This is a genomic window from Gemella bergeri ATCC 700627 (assembly GCF_000469465.1).
GTDB classification, from domain to species: domain Bacteria; phylum Bacillota; class Bacilli; order Staphylococcales; family Gemellaceae; genus Gemella; species Gemella bergeri.
This window is the reverse complement of the sequence record NZ_KI271833.1, coordinates 1-15,848: the sequence shown is the minus strand read 5'-3', so window position 1 is coordinate 15,848 and position 15,848 is coordinate 1. Positions and strand designations below refer to the sequence as shown.

Sequence of the window (15,848 nt, the reverse complement as noted above, 5' to 3'; positions counted from 1 at the left end):
TTGTAAGATTTTAATAGCTATAGACAAAATAAAAAAGAGCAAACTTTAAACAAAGTTCACTCTTTTTCTTATTTTATTTATTTTTATCTCATACCCCAAGCTGAAAGGCCTTGTGCTTTATATGCTCTGGTTGCTGCATTAATTTGATCTTGAACCGTTGCTGTTGAACCCCAACCAGGCATTGTTTGGAATAAGCCTGATGCTCCTGAAGCGTTTCTAGCATGCACTTGTCCGTTAGATTCACGTGCAATAATAGCTTCCCAAGTTGAAGCCGGTACTCCCGTTCTTCTAGCCATTTCCTGTGCAGCCGCTGAGCCTGTTGCCCCGGCAGTATTACCATTTCTTAATACTATAGATCCTCCTGCAGTTTTTGCAGTATATGTTGCAGTGCTTTTTTCTGCTGTTGGACGTTGTTTTGTTCCAACAAGCACCACTTTAGTTGTTGGTTCTGAAATTACTTTCTCCGAAACTACTTTCTCTGAGACTACTTTTCCATCTTCTTTAACAGCTTCAACAGTTACTTCTTTTTCACCGTCTTTACCTTCTACTTTTGTTACTTTTTCATCAACATATTTAGAATCATCTTTTTCTTCTTTAATTTCAAATTTAACAGCTTCTTTTCTCGTTTCAGTATCTTTATTTACACGAGTAATTTTTATAGTATCAACAGTTGCCACTTCGCTATCTAAACTTGGCGTAACTTTATCATCCGATCCTAATGTAATATTCAATTCTTTTAAAATATCCTCTACTTTTGTATAAGTAGTTTTTCTTGTTGTTTCTTTACCGTTATCTACTATAGTAATTTCACGCGCTCTGTAAATATTAATTGTTTCTCCGCCTTTTACTTTAGTATCCAATCCCGGTTCAACTCTATCGTCTGCCCCGAACGGAATATTATTGGCGATAAGAACTTCTCTTACCGTACCTTTTTTTGCTTTAATATCTATTCTGGTATTATCTAAATTCACGGCGAATGCTGATTGCCCTGTATATTCTTCTGCTACCATAAAAGCTCCTGATAATAATACTCCTGCTGTTGCTGCCGATGCTACAATTTTTCCTAATTTCATCTAAATAATTTTCTCCTTTATATCTATTTTAAATAACTTACAAGCATTATTAAATGTTTGTTCTGTTAACGATTTATAACTCATCTCTCTAAGATCAGCTATCTCCTGCGCCACATAATGAACGTAGGCGGGTTCATTTCTTTTACCTCTATATGGTGTCGGGGTCAAATATGGGCAATCCGTTTCGATTAGTAATCTATCAAGTGGACATGCTTTTGCGACTTCTTTAGGTGTTTTCGCATTTTTAAATGTGACCGGACCTCCAAGTGAAATATAAAAGTTTTCTTTTAACATAATATTCATACTCTCTACCGAACCTGAAAAACTATGCATTATCCCACCAATTTCACTAGCGTTTTCTTCCTGCAAAATTTGAATTGTATCTGCCATCGCATCACGAGTATGGATAACAATTGGCTTTTTAACCTCTTTTGCCAGTGCTATCTGACGTCTAAATACTTCTTTTTGAACTTCTTTCGGACTTTTATCCCAATGATAATCAAGACCAATCTCACCGATTGCTACTACTTTATCATTTGTTAATGCGATTTTTTTTATCATTTCGTATTTTTCTTCTGTAAAATCAATCGCCTCTACCGGATGCCAGCCGACCGTTAAGTATAAAAAGTCATATTTTCCCGTAATTTCTAATGCTTTTTGAATACTTTTATCATCGAAACCGACTATATTAATTAGCTTAACACCCTGCATTTTAGCACGTTCTATGGTTTCTTCTAAATCTTCTAAATAAGCATCGTCATTCAAATGTGCATGTGTATCAAATAACATATCATGCCTCCTTCACTTTTACGATTATAACAAAACAAAGTGTCAATAGAATATCTAAACTATTTCAATTACATTACAATCTTTTTTCATCCATTTATAAATTATTATTTCTTAGGATTAACTTTATTTAACTCATACTTAACAAATTTTTCATTTATATTTATCATTTTCCATACTCTAATCAATTAAATATATTCTTCAATTTCAGTAGTCCCCATTTTTTGCCGGTTGACATTCAAGTGTTATTTTTATAAAATTGTAACTATAAAATATTTAATTAGGAGGATGTTTTATCAATTTGATAAAGCTAAACTGATTTATGAGTAAAAAAATATTGGTGACAGGTGGTGCCGGTTTTATCGGGTCACACACTTGTATCGAATTATTAAACAATGGAAATGAAGTTGTTATAGTTGATAACTTATATAATGCTAATAAAAAAAGTATTGATATTATTGAACGCATTACCGAAAAAAAAATAAAATTTTATCAAGTAGATATTAGAGACGAAAAAGCTCTGGAAAATGTATTTGAAACAGAAAAAAATATTTTTGGAGTTATTCACTTCGCCGGACTTAAGGCTGTCGGCGAATCTTGTAAAATACCTTTAAAATATTATGATAACAATATCACAGGTACACTTGTACTATGTCGTGTAATGGAAAAATACAACTGCAAAAATATTATCTTCAGTTCGTCGGCGACTGTATACGGTGATCCACACACATTACCGATAAAAGAGGATTTCCCATTGTCGGTAACTAACCCGTACGGTAGAACAAAATTAATGATAGAAGAAATTCTTGGTGATATTTATACAGCCGATAAAGATTGGAATGTAGTTTTGCTTCGTTATTTTAATCCGATTGGTGCACATGAAAGCGGTGATCTTGGAGAAGATCCTACCGGTATTCCTAACAATTTGCTACCATATGTTATGCAAGTTGCTGTTGGAAAATTAGAAAAAGTAAATGTCTTCGGTGATGATTTTAACACACATGACGGAACCGGTGTTCGAGATTATATTCACGTTGTCGACCTTGCACGTGGTCACGTAGCCGCACTTAAAAAACTTGAAAAAGATAGCGGCTTAACTAAATATAACCTTGGGACAGGTAACGGATATTCAGTCCTTGATATAATCAAAAACGCATCCCTTGCAGTCGGTAAAGATATTCCTTATGTAATTACTGAAAGAAGAAGCGGTGATATTGCCGCTTGTTATGCGGATGCTATTAAAGCAAAAGAAGAGTTGGGTTGGGAAGCGAAATTTGATATTAAAAGAATGTGCGAAGATTCATGGCGTTGGCAAAGTAAACATCCAAATGGGTTTGAAGATTAATTAGAACTAACTTAAACGTTAACATTTCAATAAAAATAATTTTTTATTGATTTGGGGTTCATTTTTTAAAGAATTTATCAAAAATTAATGAATTGTAAAAGATAAGTTGATAAAAATCAATTTTTAAAGAAATTATAATTTTGAACCACTCCATAAAAATTCCAGATTTTGATTTAAACACAAAATCTGGAATTTATTATTTATATTCTTTAAATCATTTATAAACTACCATAAAGGCTTCACCTAAAATAATATCTTCTGCTGCCGTACTACGTTGTTCCCATATTTTATCTATGTTATACCAACGATTTGTTTTATCCATATTATCCGGATCAATCGCTTTTGTATTCCCATTATGATATCCACTTAGAATAACGGCATGGGTGCTATTTCCTTTAACAAAGATCCCATGCCCTACAATACCAAAAACGATATAACCTTTTTTAAGCGATAATTCCAAATCTTCTTTAGAATTTATAATACGATATTTTAACCCCCAATTTTCCAATGCCAACACAGCACCTAAACTGGATGTACCTGTAAATGTAGTATTCATCTCCATTGACGTATTATAAATATAATCGGCAACTTGAACAGGGGTTACATCTTCCTTTAATTCTGAAATAATCATTGCTAATGAGGTAGGTACGCAACCTGTAATTTTTAAGTTTGATAAACCATATCTCTTACCTCCCCATCTACTATCAGCTTGATAATACTGTGGGAATTTTATCGGTTCTTTAAAATTGGGATAGCTTTTATTATAAAAATTTTCAATAGGTTCTTCATCAGCATAATACTCCCACTTACCTTGTTGATCTTGTATCCAATCTCCCTTTGCATGTGTAATTTCATTGGTTAAAAATAAACCTATTGTCACTAAGCCTATAACCAATTTCTTCATATATACTCACTCACCCCAAACCATATATCTAACAACTTGTTAATAGTATTTTTATATTAATTACGTTTCTGCTATAAAAGGTTCCGTCCTTTTATTATTTTTAGTCATAACATTTTCCAACTTAGTGTCTATGTAAATTAAATTTTATCCATATATAATATACTCTGAATTTCCAAAAATTTTTTGATAATTTCAATGTATATAATCTTTAACATTCTTATAAAAATTCTGTTATTTAAACTGTGTTAATATTTTTTTAGCCGTCTCTAAATTCATATGTTTTTCTTTTTGTAACTTTTCTACAACTTCTTCCAGTTGTTCATTAGTAGCTCCGGCTAAAATCGCTAACGATTTAGCGTGTAATTTCATATGTCCCTTTTGGATACCTGTACTTACCAAAGCACGCACTGCTGAAAAGTTTTGTGCTAAGCCGACAGATACAATAATTCCTGCTAAAGTTTTGGCATCGGGATTTTTCATTAAGGAACGTGCAACTTTAACACTCGGATTAATACCAATAGAACCTCCAACACTCGCTATAGGCATAGGAAGTGATAATTCTCCAATCAATACCTCTTTTTCATAATCACAAGTCCAAGTTGATAAGCCCTCATAACGAAAATTTTTAGCTGCGTAGCTTTGGCAGGCAGCTTCTACCGCACGCCAATCGTTTCCACTGGCAATGACAACACTATCTATTCCATTAAAAATTCCCTTATTATGTGTAGCTGCACGATAAACATCCATTTTAGCAAACTTTGCTGCCAGTTCCATTTTTTTAGCTATTTCTTTACCATCTTCTTTTGAAAGTTTATCAAATGGAATCTCACATTTTGAACTGACTATTGATCTGGTAGCATAATTAGAAAGAATAGCCATTAAAGAGTTTCCACCTGTTAATTGTTCAAGAAACGGCTTAATTGCTTCCAACATTGTATTCAACATATTAGCGCCCATTGCTTCCAAAGTATCAACTATTAAATAAACTACAACAAAAGTCACATCATCTTCGTTAAGAACTTTTACTTCCAACTCTCTTGCTCCGCCGCCACGCTTAACGATTGACGGGTATGCTTCATTTGCAATCTTTATAATAGCTTCACTGTTAGTCATAATAGTATCTTTAGCAAGACTAAAATTTTCCACATCATACAACGCAACCTGTCCTATCATTTTTCTATCATGAATAACGGTCTTAAATCCGCCACAAGAAGAAATAATTTTCCCGGCGTTACTGCACGCCGCAACAACAGAAGGCTCTTCTGTTACAAAAGGAACACAATAAGCGATATTATTAACAACAAAGTTTGGAACAACACTAAACGGTAGCGAAAAAGTTCCCACTACATTCTCTACCATATTATTTGCCGTTTCAAAATCTAAAACTTTATTTTTTTCTAATAACTCAAAACTACTCTCATCAAGTATTTTTTCGTTTATAATATCCAAACGTTCTGCTCGATTTTTTTTATAAAATCCGCTCCAATTTTTTTCCATGAATTCTTCCTTTTAATTATTGTCTTTTATAAATACGTTTATGATTTTCTATTTTTTCTAAAACAAACATACTGTCATCTTTAATATCTGAAATATCTAAATTACCGTCTTTATCAGGTAAAGTACATCTAAAGAACATCTCTTCATATTGCTCCACTGTAATCTGTTTACGTCTATTAAAATCATCAAAGCGATTATTACGAAGATGATCTCTATACCCTTCTACAAGCGTCATACTGAAAATTTCCGCTACAGCTCCGCTACCATAACTATAAAGAACTATTTTATCTCCGGCATTTAATTCTGTACTATTTTCTATAAGAGATAATAATCCTAAAAACAGTGAGCCGGTGTAAATATTTCCTACTCGTTGACTATATAACATAGATTCATCAAAACGAGTTAATAATCTTTCTTTTAAATCTGTATCTTCTTTATTTTCTAATAAAGCATTTAAACCTTTAAGACCAAGTTTGGGATAAGGAAGATGCAGACAAACAGCAGAAAAATCTTCCAACGAAACTTTTGCTCTTTTTTCATATTCGCCCCATGTTGTCATTAAACAATCAAGATATTGCTCTGTAGAAAATTTCCCTTCCACAAAAGCATAATTTGAATAATTTGGTCGCCAAAAGTCCATTACATCACGAGTTTGACAGATATTATCATTGTTCAATTCTAATACTCTCGGATTTTTTGCAACAAGCATGGCACAACTTCCTGCCCCTTGAGTAGATTCTCCGGAAGAATTTTTTCCATATTTAGCTATATCACTGGCAATAACCAATACTTTGGAATCCGGATTATTAAGAACATGATTTTTGGCAAAATCAAGACCTGCGGTCGCACCGTAACACGCCTCTTTTACTTCGATCGCTCGAACAAAAGGATTCATATCCAGTAAATTATGAATAAAAACAGCGGCGGCTTTACTTTGGTCAACCCCCGACTCAGTTCCGACGATAATCATATCAATTTTTTCTAAATCATCTTTATCTAAAATTTCATATGCAGCTTGAGCTCCTAATGTTACTATATCCTGACTGGCAGGTGGAATACTCATTTCAAGCTGTAATAAACCTTTTGTGAATTTATCGGGTTCTACTCCACGTGCAACTGCCAAATCACAAATATCTAAATAATACTCCGGCATTGCGAACCCAATTTTATCAATTCCAATTTTCATATCAATTCTACCTTTCGATTAATAATCAAACTTCTATCGCAAATTTACATTATTCACAAATTATAGTTAAATTTGTCGCAACTACTATTTTATAAGATTTTTTCAAATTAGTCTACTTATACCCCCCAAATTTAAAAATTTATTTCTATTTTCACTTGCTTTTTTAATATAATCGTATAAATATTACAGTTTTTTAATAAATTTTCATCAATAAGTAATATTATTAAACATATTTGTAATTGACTTGGATTAATCTCGAAGTTTTCGGCAGTGAATATATAAAAATATATATAAACAATGTAAATTCGATATAAATAGTTATTCCTCTATTAACCATTTAAAATACTTATAAAATAATACATCTTCACTAAACAATGAAATATATTTTTATTTTTATTAGGTAGACATAATTGGAAATGAAAACTAAATTTTATTATATATAATTATTTATTAAATTATAATTCGTTTTACATTCGAAAAACCTATTCTATCAACCTTTATATTTTTTATTAAAAGATATTGATAATCTCTTTCATTTAAAACGGTTTTATGATATAGTATATTATGTTATAAATAAAAATTAAGTTCAGGAAATTTTTAATAATTTTAGAAAGGAGTGAACTTATTTTCTGACATTAAAATTTCTTGAATTAGAAATAAATTAAAGGAGATAAACATGAAAACACAAAACAAATTATTAAAATCCGGTATAACCGTAGCACTCGCTATGACGATAGGAGGTGTAACCGCTGTAGCGTGGCCCGGTGTTCATACAAATCATGTGGCTAAAGCTGATTTTGGAGATGAACCCGCATCTTCTGCCACTAAAGAAAAACTTAAAACTGTTATTGATAAAATTTTTGCCGATGAAAATTTGACAAATAGATATTTGGGAACTATGTTTTACCATAAAGAATCGAAATTCCCCTACTATCACATAACTTTTGAAAATCATCAAGTTCCGGAAGATGTTATTGACACCACACCTTGGTATAATATGTGGAGTGAAGCTGCCGCTGCTAAAGCCAAACTGGAGGCAAACTCATATACGGAAAAAACTGCTCAAAATGCGATAAGAACCCTTAACTACTTTACAAATCTTTTTAATTTTGAAAGAAGTCATCACCTTACTAATGATGGTTTTTATACAACTACTAACTTTACTACTCCTAAAATGGTTAAAAGCGATAGCGACGGTCAACAAGATTTTTATAAAAAAGCTGCTAATTCAAACAATGAAGAAATAAAAAAACTATTTAAAGATAACCTGCTTGGCGTTTACAAAAAAGGGCAAGATCTGGAGATCAACCTTGTTGCAAATCCTGATGAAGTAAGTAAAATTACCTCATTTACCGTAAATAAAATTTCTGCAATAGATCCTACAGTTCACCTAGGCCCTTCTGCCGAAGATCAAAAACAAGTTGCTTTCAGTATTCCCGGAGAGCTAAAAGCAGAACAAATAATAGTTACTAATATGACTTACCTTGATAAACATGGAAATAAACATCAAACAGGAGCCTTTGCACTTGATATTGACTACTCTAAATTACAAGCTAAACCTAATGCTGACGGCTCTAATGGTATTCCTAAATATCGTGAAGAATTGGAGTCAAAAATTCAAAAATGGATTGACCGAGGTCGCCAAGTAAATGAGTGGTTGCTTTCTCCGGCTACAACAAAAGACACCGTTATTGATTCGGACATATCTGAACGAGCAAAAATCAGTACAGCTATAAATGAATTGGAAAAATTAAAACGTGATCCTAATGCCAACTATGATAAACTTTATAAAATAGCGACACCTATTCATGAAGCTGAAGATGTTGCTACCTTGCGTGAAGTATTGGATATCAAAGTTGCAAAACTTCTTGAAACATTTAGCATATATACTAAAGATATTTACACAGAAAACAGTATTAAAGATTACAAAAATTATATTGAAAGTGTTCCTAAACTTAAAAACGGGAAAAATATAAAAGAATTAGTCAGCTTAATTAAAGAATTTGAAAATTCTCATTATAAATATTTAAAATATAATACAAGCGAATTGGAAGATTTAATTAAAATCGGTGAACAAAAAATGGAGAGTGAATATACTCCGCTAACTTGGGAAAAATTCTCTATCGCATTACGCCATTCAAAAGATTGGATTGAACAAAACAAAAAATTCCACCCGCAAATTAATAATACCCCTGAGCTTGTTAAACAATTACGTGATTCTATAAACGGCTTAGTTAAAACAAACGGTGAAAAAGGTGAACAAGTTCCTGAGAAAAAACAAGATCAAAAGCAAGACACTGCCAAACCTTACAATATAAAAGGTAAATTTGTTAAACGTGGCGAGGATACTAATGCCACAGGCGAATATAATAGAGACTTATCTTCAATTATAAAAAATATTGAGGTTCATGAATTAGGTAATGGCAAAAATGAAATTTATCTTAACCTTGAACCTAAACTAGATTCTTCAGGAAATGTTGATTTCGCACTTGTAGGAACATTCAAATATAACAGTGCCGGCAACGCCAATGCAGATAGTGAAACTGTTGAAACTACTACTATTAAGGGTAAACAGTATCCTACAAAAATAAAACTTACAGTTTACAGTGACAAATCTAATATTGAATTAGCACTCCTAGGTGATATTCAATTTAAAGATTCTATGCACTTAGGTAATGACGGAATTTATCACCATACTGCAAATACGGATTTATACCTGGACTACTCATCTAAATCTTCTTCTGATGAAACTAAAAAAGATCCTTTAAAAGAAGAACTACAAAAACAACTTGATTACTTTAATAAAAAAGAAGTTCAAGAAAACCATAAGAAAGTACCTGATAAATTCAAAACACAATTAGAGCAATTAAAAACACAGGCAGCTAATCTTCTAAAAAAAGACTCACTTTCAAAAGAAGAAGTATCATCTCTTGTCCATAAATTATTAGACGAGAATACAAAACTTGACGCATTAGCTAATATGCAGCTTTCACTTGAAGGGCAAAAAGATACATACGAAAATTTCTGGAAAAATAATAAAGATTATACTAAAGAAAGTATTAAACTTGTAAAAGATAAATTAGACAAACTGGAACAACGCATTAATAATCTTCAAGCCTCTGATGTGGAAGGTACTAAAGAAACTCTTACCGATGAACACGGTGAACAACGTGAAACTATCGTTTATAAAACTATTGATGAAATAATCGGACAACTTCAAAATCTAGGTGATTATCTACGAGTTGATACAACCCCGTTAGAAAAAGAGGTAGCTAAGGCGGAAGAAAAACTGAAAGATACAACTAACAGTTCAAAATCTCGTCAAGCATTACAACAAATTATAGAAAAAGCCAAAAAATATATTGAAAATGCAAAACTTACACCTGACGATCACGGTACAGACGATCAGGTAAACACGAACCTTAACGATTACTTCATAGAACAATTAAAACTTGCTGTTCAAGATTTAAAACCGGATACCGGTAGCGAAGAAAAACCTGCCAATAAAGATGGACTTAATGCAAAAATTAAAGAAGTAGAAGCGGTTAAACAAGGGAAGAAATCATCGGCTGCGTATACTACATTACAAAGTGAACTTGAAAAAGCTAAAAAAGTTTATAGTAAAACAGATGCTACAGCCGAAGAAATTTCTCAAGCATTAACCAATTTAACTTCTGCACTTGATACTTTTAATAAATCAGAAGATTCAAAACCTAACGATGAATCAAATCAAAGTAGAACAAAAGTAGAAGCAGAGTTTAAAAAATTCGGAGAAAGTAGCAATTCAATGACTAATGCCGTTCTTAAAGAAGCCTATTTTGTTACAGAAAACGGTAAAAATTATATTGAGTTAATTCTTCAACCGATGTACAATAATCAAAATCAACCATCAGGAGTTCTGAGCAAATTAACAACATTTGATAACAATAATGCTGAACATGATACAACCGTCCTTGAAGAAAAAGAAATAACATTAACTTTCAACGGTCAATCCAATACCTATAAATATCCGACTAAACTGCGTATTCCTATAGAAGGAAAACCTACAAAAATAAACGTGAACACTTACGCAAATAGTCCGGTATTCGGAATGGAGCAACACGTAAACAAGGCAACTTTGGAAATTTCTTATCCTACCGACAACAACAATGAAGGTAGTAGAGAAGAACTTCAAACATTATTCAAAACAGCGACCAGCAAATATTACGAAAGCTGGACAAGTGTATTCAAAAAAAATGGTGTCGAAAAAGATAAAAAAATAGTAGATAATTTCAACAACAAAATTAACAATGCACAAAGCGTGCTAAATAACAACTCCGCTACAGACGAACAAATTAGCACAGCTTATGTTGAATTACGTAAAGCACGTATACAATATGATTTCCTTATTCGCTTAAGACGTGAAAACGAACAACTATTAGCTAACTTTAACCTTGACAAAAATAGCGGTAAATACAGCAAAGAAAGTATAGACAAAGTTGATCATTATCTACAAGAAAAAGTTGACAGATTAGAAGCATTATTAGAAGAAAATCCTTCTTCTAACGAAATAGAAGATTTATTTGACGCTATCAATAACTATTCTTACATGTTACGTTATGACACCGGAAAATTAGAAGAAGCTATTACAAAAGCAAATAAAAAATTAGCTGAAAAAACTTATACCGAAGAATCTAAGTCTAAGTTAACAATAGCTATTAACAATGCTAAAGATTTTATAGAAAAAGCAAAAGCTACAAGAAATCTTGAAGACAAACGAGAAGCATTGCTAAGTGAGATAAATAAAGCTGTTGATAATTTAAAAGAAACTTCTCAACCTGATGATAACCAAGGTAACAAACCTAATGAAAACGAAAAATTAGAAGCGGAAAAAACTAAATTACTAATTCCATTAGAAACAGCTAAAATCCTTATCAAAGACGATAAAGATAAAGACAACATAAATAAAGATGCTTACAATAAACTTAATGAAGTTGTTGAAAAAGTTCAAAAAATTTATGATAATCCAAAATCTGTAGATGAAATAAAATCTGCTAAAGAGGAATTAGATAACGCTATTAAAGAGTACGATAAAAATAAAAATACTAAACCAAACGATGATAATAACTCCGGTAATGGAAACAATAATTCAAATGACAATCAAGGTAAAGATCAAAATAACAACTCTAAACCTGATGATAACCAAGGTAACAATCAAAACAACAATAACAACCAAGATAATAACAACTCTAACACAAATGATCAAACCCCAAATAAACCTACAGAAGATGTCACTAAACAAATTTTTAACAATGATAAAACCGGAGTAAGTGTTGAATTATCAGGTAATACTAAAGCAAAAGGTTTATCAGCAAATGAGATAAACGATTTAGCTTTGGCTAAATCTATTTTAGAAAAATTAAATTTACCTGCTGATAACAAAATCAGAATATTTGATTTAAAACTTCTTGATAAAGATAATAAAGTTATAAATTCAAACGAAAAACGTACGGTGGCAATAGTTCTTAAAGCTGAAGAAAAAGATGTTGCTGTCTACCATGTTAAAGATAACGGTGAACTGGAATTAATTAAATCTAGGGTAGAAAATGGTGTTTTAAAATTTGAAATAGATCATTTCAGTAAATTTGCTATTGTTTCTAATTCTAAAAAACATAAAACCGGTAATAACGACAATCCTAATATTATGCCAACTTCAAATATTACACCAACCAACTCAACATTAAATTCTACAAAAACTTTAAGTAAAACAGGTTTAGAAAATAAATCTACACTATTAGTAGGTGCTATAACTTTAGGACTGGGTGTAGTCTTATTAACTAAACGCAGAAAAAACAGACATTAATAATTTTGAAGTTATATAAAAAATACGAAAACTAGTTAAAAAATATACTGACCCCAAAAATTTAGATTTTCTAAACTTTGGGGTCAGTATAAAACCTGTTTTCGTATTTTTTCACATAATCAATATTTTAAAGATTATTTTTAACTTTAAATTCCTCTATAGCCTGTTTTGCCAATTTATCAGCAAGTTCATTTAATCTTACACCACTATGTGCTTTAACCTTAACAAAATTTACTTTAACGTCTTCTAATAATTTTTTCATATATTGAGAATAATGTTGAGTATACGCCAAGTTCGCCTTCCATGCTCCACTCACCCATGATTCAATACCCTGATAATCATAAAATAACGTTATTTCCGGTATTTTATTCTCTTTTGCATAACGAGTAACAAATTTCGCCGCTTCTATTTCACCGGCAACATTATGAAATTGTGCTAACCTTCTGTCATTCCCCGCTAATTTGGTTTGATATTTCTTATCATTGTTTACAATAATAATACCTGAACCGTACACTCCCGTTCTTTTATCAAAACTTCCATCGATATAAGCGTAAAAACCGTTAATTTTTTCAGTTTCAACTTCTTTTGTCATATTTCCTGCCGCTAAAAAGTTTTCCGCTTCTTCTCGTGTACTGAAACTTTTAAATATGGCACCTTTATACCCATGAACCTGCTCTTTACATTCGTCCCAAGTTAAAAATATTCCTACTTTTCTCCCCTTTCTTACCGCATAATATTTTACCATAATACCACCTCTTAATTTTAATTTCTATGTATAACAAGTGCTATACCCTGTCCTCCACCTATACAAAGTGAACAAAGACCTCGTTTTTTATTTTCATAAGTAAGCTCATGAACAAGGCTCACTAAAATTCTTGCTCCACTTGCTCCTATTGGATGCCCAAGGGCTATCGCCCCACCATTAATATTTACTTTTGAACTGTCTATACCTAATTCGTTAATAACTGCTATCGACTGTGCTGCAAATGCCTCGTTCAACTCAAATAAATCCACATCTTCTTTTGAGATGTTTAACTTTGTCAATACTTTATTGACAGCCGGGACAGGGCCTAAACCCATTATTTTATTATCCAACCCAGAAGTAGCATATCCTTCTATAAACGCCAGCGGTTCAATGCCTAATTCTGTCGCTCTTTTCTCGTTCATTAAAATAACCGCCGCCACTCCATCATTAATTCCTGAAGAGTTTCCCGCCGTCACAGTTCCTTCTTTTTTAAAAGCAGGGTGAAGTTTTTCTAATCCCTCCATAGTGGAATTAAATCTCGGAAATTCATCTGTATCAAAAATACATTCTTCTTTTCCTATTTTTACTTTAATAGGAACAATTTCTTTCTTGAATTTTCCGGTTTCTATCGCCCTTTTAGCTTTTTTCTGACTATCAAGTGCAAAAAAATCCTGCTCTTTTCTCGAAATATTAAATTTTTCCGCAATATTTTCGGCGGTAATTCCCATATGATAATTCTCAAAAGCATCTGTTAACCCATCAGAAATTATACTGTCTTCCAATTCAAAAGAACCTAATTTTTTCCCAAAGCGAATACCCTTCGCATAGTACGGCGCTCCGCTCATAACCTCTATTCCACCACAGACAACTATATCATTATCCCCAAGAAGAATAGACTGTGTCCCAAGTAAAACACTCTTTAAACCGGAACCGCAAACTTTGTTAACTACAAACGCCGGAGTTTGTTTAGACAGACCTGCTTTAACAGAAATTTGTCTAGCCATATTTTGCCCAAGACCGCCTTGAAGGACATTACCAAAAATTACCTCATCCACCAAATTATATTCTAAGTTTATGTCGTCCAACGAATATTTCACAACTTCTGCCCCAAGCTCTGCTACATCAATATCTTTTAAACTTCCGCCAAATGCTCCGATTGCCGAACGAAAAGCGGAAACAATAGCAACTCTAGTCATAAAATTAAACTCCTATCTTAAATTAATCGTGTATATTTTACTATAAAAAAAAAGAAAGTTCAAATAAATAATCAAATGAAGTAATTTAAAAATTATGATTTTGTTAAAAATGAATTCTATCAAGTAATCACTGCGATTTATTATATTAGAAAACAACCCTTTTAAGTGAATTTTCAAGTTAATAACCCGCTGAGAAAAACTCCTAATAAATAAATTCTATTAAAATTATTAATTTTTAATTTAGATTTCAGTAATAAAATAGAAATACCAAAGAAATAAACACTTAATATTTTTGTAATATTATTGTAATATTTTCTTGCTTTTTAAAATTTTAAATGTTATAATCTTAGTATCAGAGATAAGAAAAAAATTTATTATTAATAAAGAAGGTGATTCTAATGAATAACACACTAAAAATTGCAGGAATATTTGTTTTAGGACTTAGTATTTTAACAGGGTGTTCTGACAAAGTTGCTCAAAAAATAGATTCAACTAATGATAAAAACAAAATTATAGCTATTGCAGACGGGGAAAAAATAACCGAAAATAATAATGAAAACACAGATAAACCGCTACTCTCTCATGAAAATAAAATTACTAATACTTTAGAAAATTATCAACAAAAAAATATCCCATCAAAAGCAAGTAACAGTAATAATTATAACCATGATTTCAAAGAAGCCGGAAAAATTTTAAAACCTATGATTTACAGTCTTATTAATCTAAACGGTAGCAATATCGAAAATATAATTCGTTTTAATGTTAGCGAAACAGCCGGCAATGGTGAAATTGCAACCACTTCTATGGGGAATATTTTAGATTTAATAAATACTTATAATAAGGAAACATATCATACAGAAGATGTCCTAAAAAAACTTAGAGCTAATCCCAATTTTATTGAATTGGATAAAAGTAAAAAAGATTACACAGTTGCGGAATTGACGAAGTTATTTAAAACAGATTCAACTATTATCTACTTTAAAAAAGATAACAGCTTTACTTTAAAAACTCTTGCCGGTTATGGAGGGGCTACTGATTCTATCTTCGCTCCAACTGAAAACTGGAAAATCAAAGGTGACAGAATTATAATTCCTTACGTTACAGTAGCCACCAATAAAAAAACAGGTGAAATGACTTTAAGACTAAATAACAAACAGTATGAACACGGTAATAATAAAACAAAATATTATGTAGAAAGTTTCATTATCTTTTAAAAAAAATAAGTGCAGTCATCAAAATGATTGGGCTCAACAAAAAATCGGACTGATAAAAAA

Annotated in this window: 9 protein-coding genes and 2 pseudogenes; 3 read left to right on the top strand and 8 right to left on the bottom strand. The window is 31.6% G+C overall.

Going from position 1 to position 15,848, the window contains the following annotated elements; translation table 11 throughout:
- Positions 1 to 83: 83 nt before the first annotated feature.
- The 3 genes and pseudogenes from HMPREF1983_RS07950 to HMPREF1983_RS03735 form a co-directional block, all read right to left on the bottom strand.
- Positions 84 to 350: pseudogene (locus HMPREF1983_RS07950) on the bottom strand (transglycosylase SLT domain-containing protein); the annotation flags it as partial.
- Between the two features lie 75 nt (positions 351 to 425).
- Positions 426 to 1,010 (bottom strand): annotated as a pseudogene (locus HMPREF1983_RS07945) (ubiquitin-like domain-containing protein); the annotation flags it as partial.
- Between the two features lie 63 nt (positions 1,011 to 1,073).
- Positions 1,074 to 1,862: a TatD family hydrolase gene (locus tag HMPREF1983_RS03735; RefSeq protein ID WP_021752963.1), complete on the bottom strand. Its 789-nt coding sequence runs from the start codon at positions 1,860 to 1,862 to the stop codon at positions 1,074 to 1,076.
- 319 nt (positions 1,863 to 2,181) lie between these two features.
- Between HMPREF1983_RS03735 and galE the strand changes: the two genes are divergently transcribed.
- Positions 2,182 to 3,204 (top strand): UDP-glucose 4-epimerase GalE, encoded by a 1,023-nt coding sequence (galE, locus tag HMPREF1983_RS03730; protein ID WP_021752962.1) that lies wholly within the window; start codon positions 2,182 to 2,184, stop codon positions 3,202 to 3,204.
- Positions 3,205 to 3,418: 214 nt separating this feature from the next.
- On the opposite strand, the gene HMPREF1983_RS03725 is transcribed toward galE, so the two are convergent.
- The 3 genes from HMPREF1983_RS03725 to HMPREF1983_RS03715 all read right to left on the bottom strand — a co-directional run bounded on the left by HMPREF1983_RS03725 (position 3,419) and on the right by HMPREF1983_RS03715 (position 6,791).
- Positions 3,419 to 4,108, bottom strand: a complete 690-nt coding sequence (locus HMPREF1983_RS03725; protein WP_021752960.1) for a C39 family peptidase — start codon at positions 4,106 to 4,108, stop codon at positions 3,419 to 3,421.
- A 231-nt stretch (positions 4,109 to 4,339) separates the two neighbouring features.
- Positions 4,340 to 5,605: a hydroxymethylglutaryl-CoA reductase, degradative gene (locus tag HMPREF1983_RS03720; RefSeq protein WP_021752959.1), complete on the bottom strand. Its 1,266-nt coding sequence runs from the start codon at positions 5,603 to 5,605 to the stop codon at positions 4,340 to 4,342.
- A gap of 16 nt (positions 5,606 to 5,621) precedes the next feature.
- Positions 5,622 to 6,791 (bottom strand): hydroxymethylglutaryl-CoA synthase, encoded by a 1,170-nt coding sequence (locus HMPREF1983_RS03715; RefSeq protein WP_021752958.1) that lies wholly within the window; start codon positions 6,789 to 6,791, stop codon positions 5,622 to 5,624.
- A 676-nt stretch (positions 6,792 to 7,467) separates the two neighbouring features.
- Here HMPREF1983_RS03715 and HMPREF1983_RS03710 point away from each other — a divergent pair.
- A complete protein-coding gene (locus HMPREF1983_RS03710; RefSeq protein WP_021752957.1) occupies positions 7,468 to 12,633 on the top strand; it encodes a coiled-coil domain-containing protein in 5,166 nt (1,721 codons plus the stop codon).
- Between the two features lie 127 nt (positions 12,634 to 12,760).
- Here the strand turns inward: HMPREF1983_RS03710 and HMPREF1983_RS03705 are convergent, their stop codons facing one another.
- On the bottom strand, positions 12,761 to 13,378 hold the full coding sequence (locus tag HMPREF1983_RS03705) for a ribonuclease H1 domain-containing protein (RefSeq protein ID WP_021752956.1): 618 nt from the start codon (positions 13,376 to 13,378) through the stop codon (positions 12,761 to 12,763).
- A gap of 17 nt (positions 13,379 to 13,395) precedes the next feature.
- The gene (locus HMPREF1983_RS03700) at positions 13,396 to 14,574 is read right to left on the bottom strand and encodes an acetyl-CoA C-acetyltransferase (protein WP_021752955.1); all 1,179 of its coding nucleotides are present in this window, start codon (positions 14,572 to 14,574) and stop codon (positions 13,396 to 13,398) included.
- Between the two features lie 398 nt (positions 14,575 to 14,972).
- Here HMPREF1983_RS03700 and HMPREF1983_RS03695 point away from each other — a divergent pair, with 398 nt between their 5' ends.
- A complete protein-coding gene (locus tag HMPREF1983_RS03695; protein ID WP_021752954.1) occupies positions 14,973 to 15,788 on the top strand; it encodes a hypothetical protein in 816 nt (271 codons plus the stop codon).
- Positions 15,789 to 15,848 lie beyond the last annotated feature (60 nt).

Bases quoted from the DNA above. Each gene is read 5' to 3' on its own strand.
- HMPREF1983_RS03700 (WP_021752955.1), bottom strand. From the start codon at position 14,574: ATGACTAGAGTTGCTATTGTTTCCGCTTTTCGTTCGGCAATCGGAGCA.
- galE (WP_021752962.1), top strand. From the start codon at position 2,182: ATGAGTAAAAAAATATTGGTGACAGGTGGTGCCGGTTTTATCGGGTCA.
- HMPREF1983_RS03725 (WP_021752960.1), bottom strand. From the start codon at position 4,108: ATGAAGAAATTGGTTATAGGCTTAGTGACAATAGGTTTATTTTTAACC.
- HMPREF1983_RS03735 (WP_021752963.1), bottom strand. From the start codon at position 1,862: ATGTTATTTGATACACATGCACATTTGAATGACGATGCTTATTTAGAA.
- HMPREF1983_RS03710 (WP_021752957.1), top strand. From the start codon at position 7,468: ATGAAAACACAAAACAAATTATTAAAATCCGGTATAACCGTAGCACTC.
- HMPREF1983_RS03695 (WP_021752954.1), top strand. From the start codon at position 14,973: ATGAATAACACACTAAAAATTGCAGGAATATTTGTTTTAGGACTTAGT.
- HMPREF1983_RS03705 (WP_021752956.1), bottom strand. From the start codon at position 13,378: ATGGTAAAATATTATGCGGTAAGAAAGGGGAGAAAAGTAGGAATATTT.
- HMPREF1983_RS03720 (WP_021752959.1), bottom strand. From the start codon at position 5,605: ATGGAAAAAAATTGGAGCGGATTTTATAAAAAAAATCGAGCAGAACGT.
- HMPREF1983_RS03715 (WP_021752958.1), bottom strand. From the start codon at position 6,791: ATGAAAATTGGAATTGATAAAATTGGGTTCGCAATGCCGGAGTATTAT.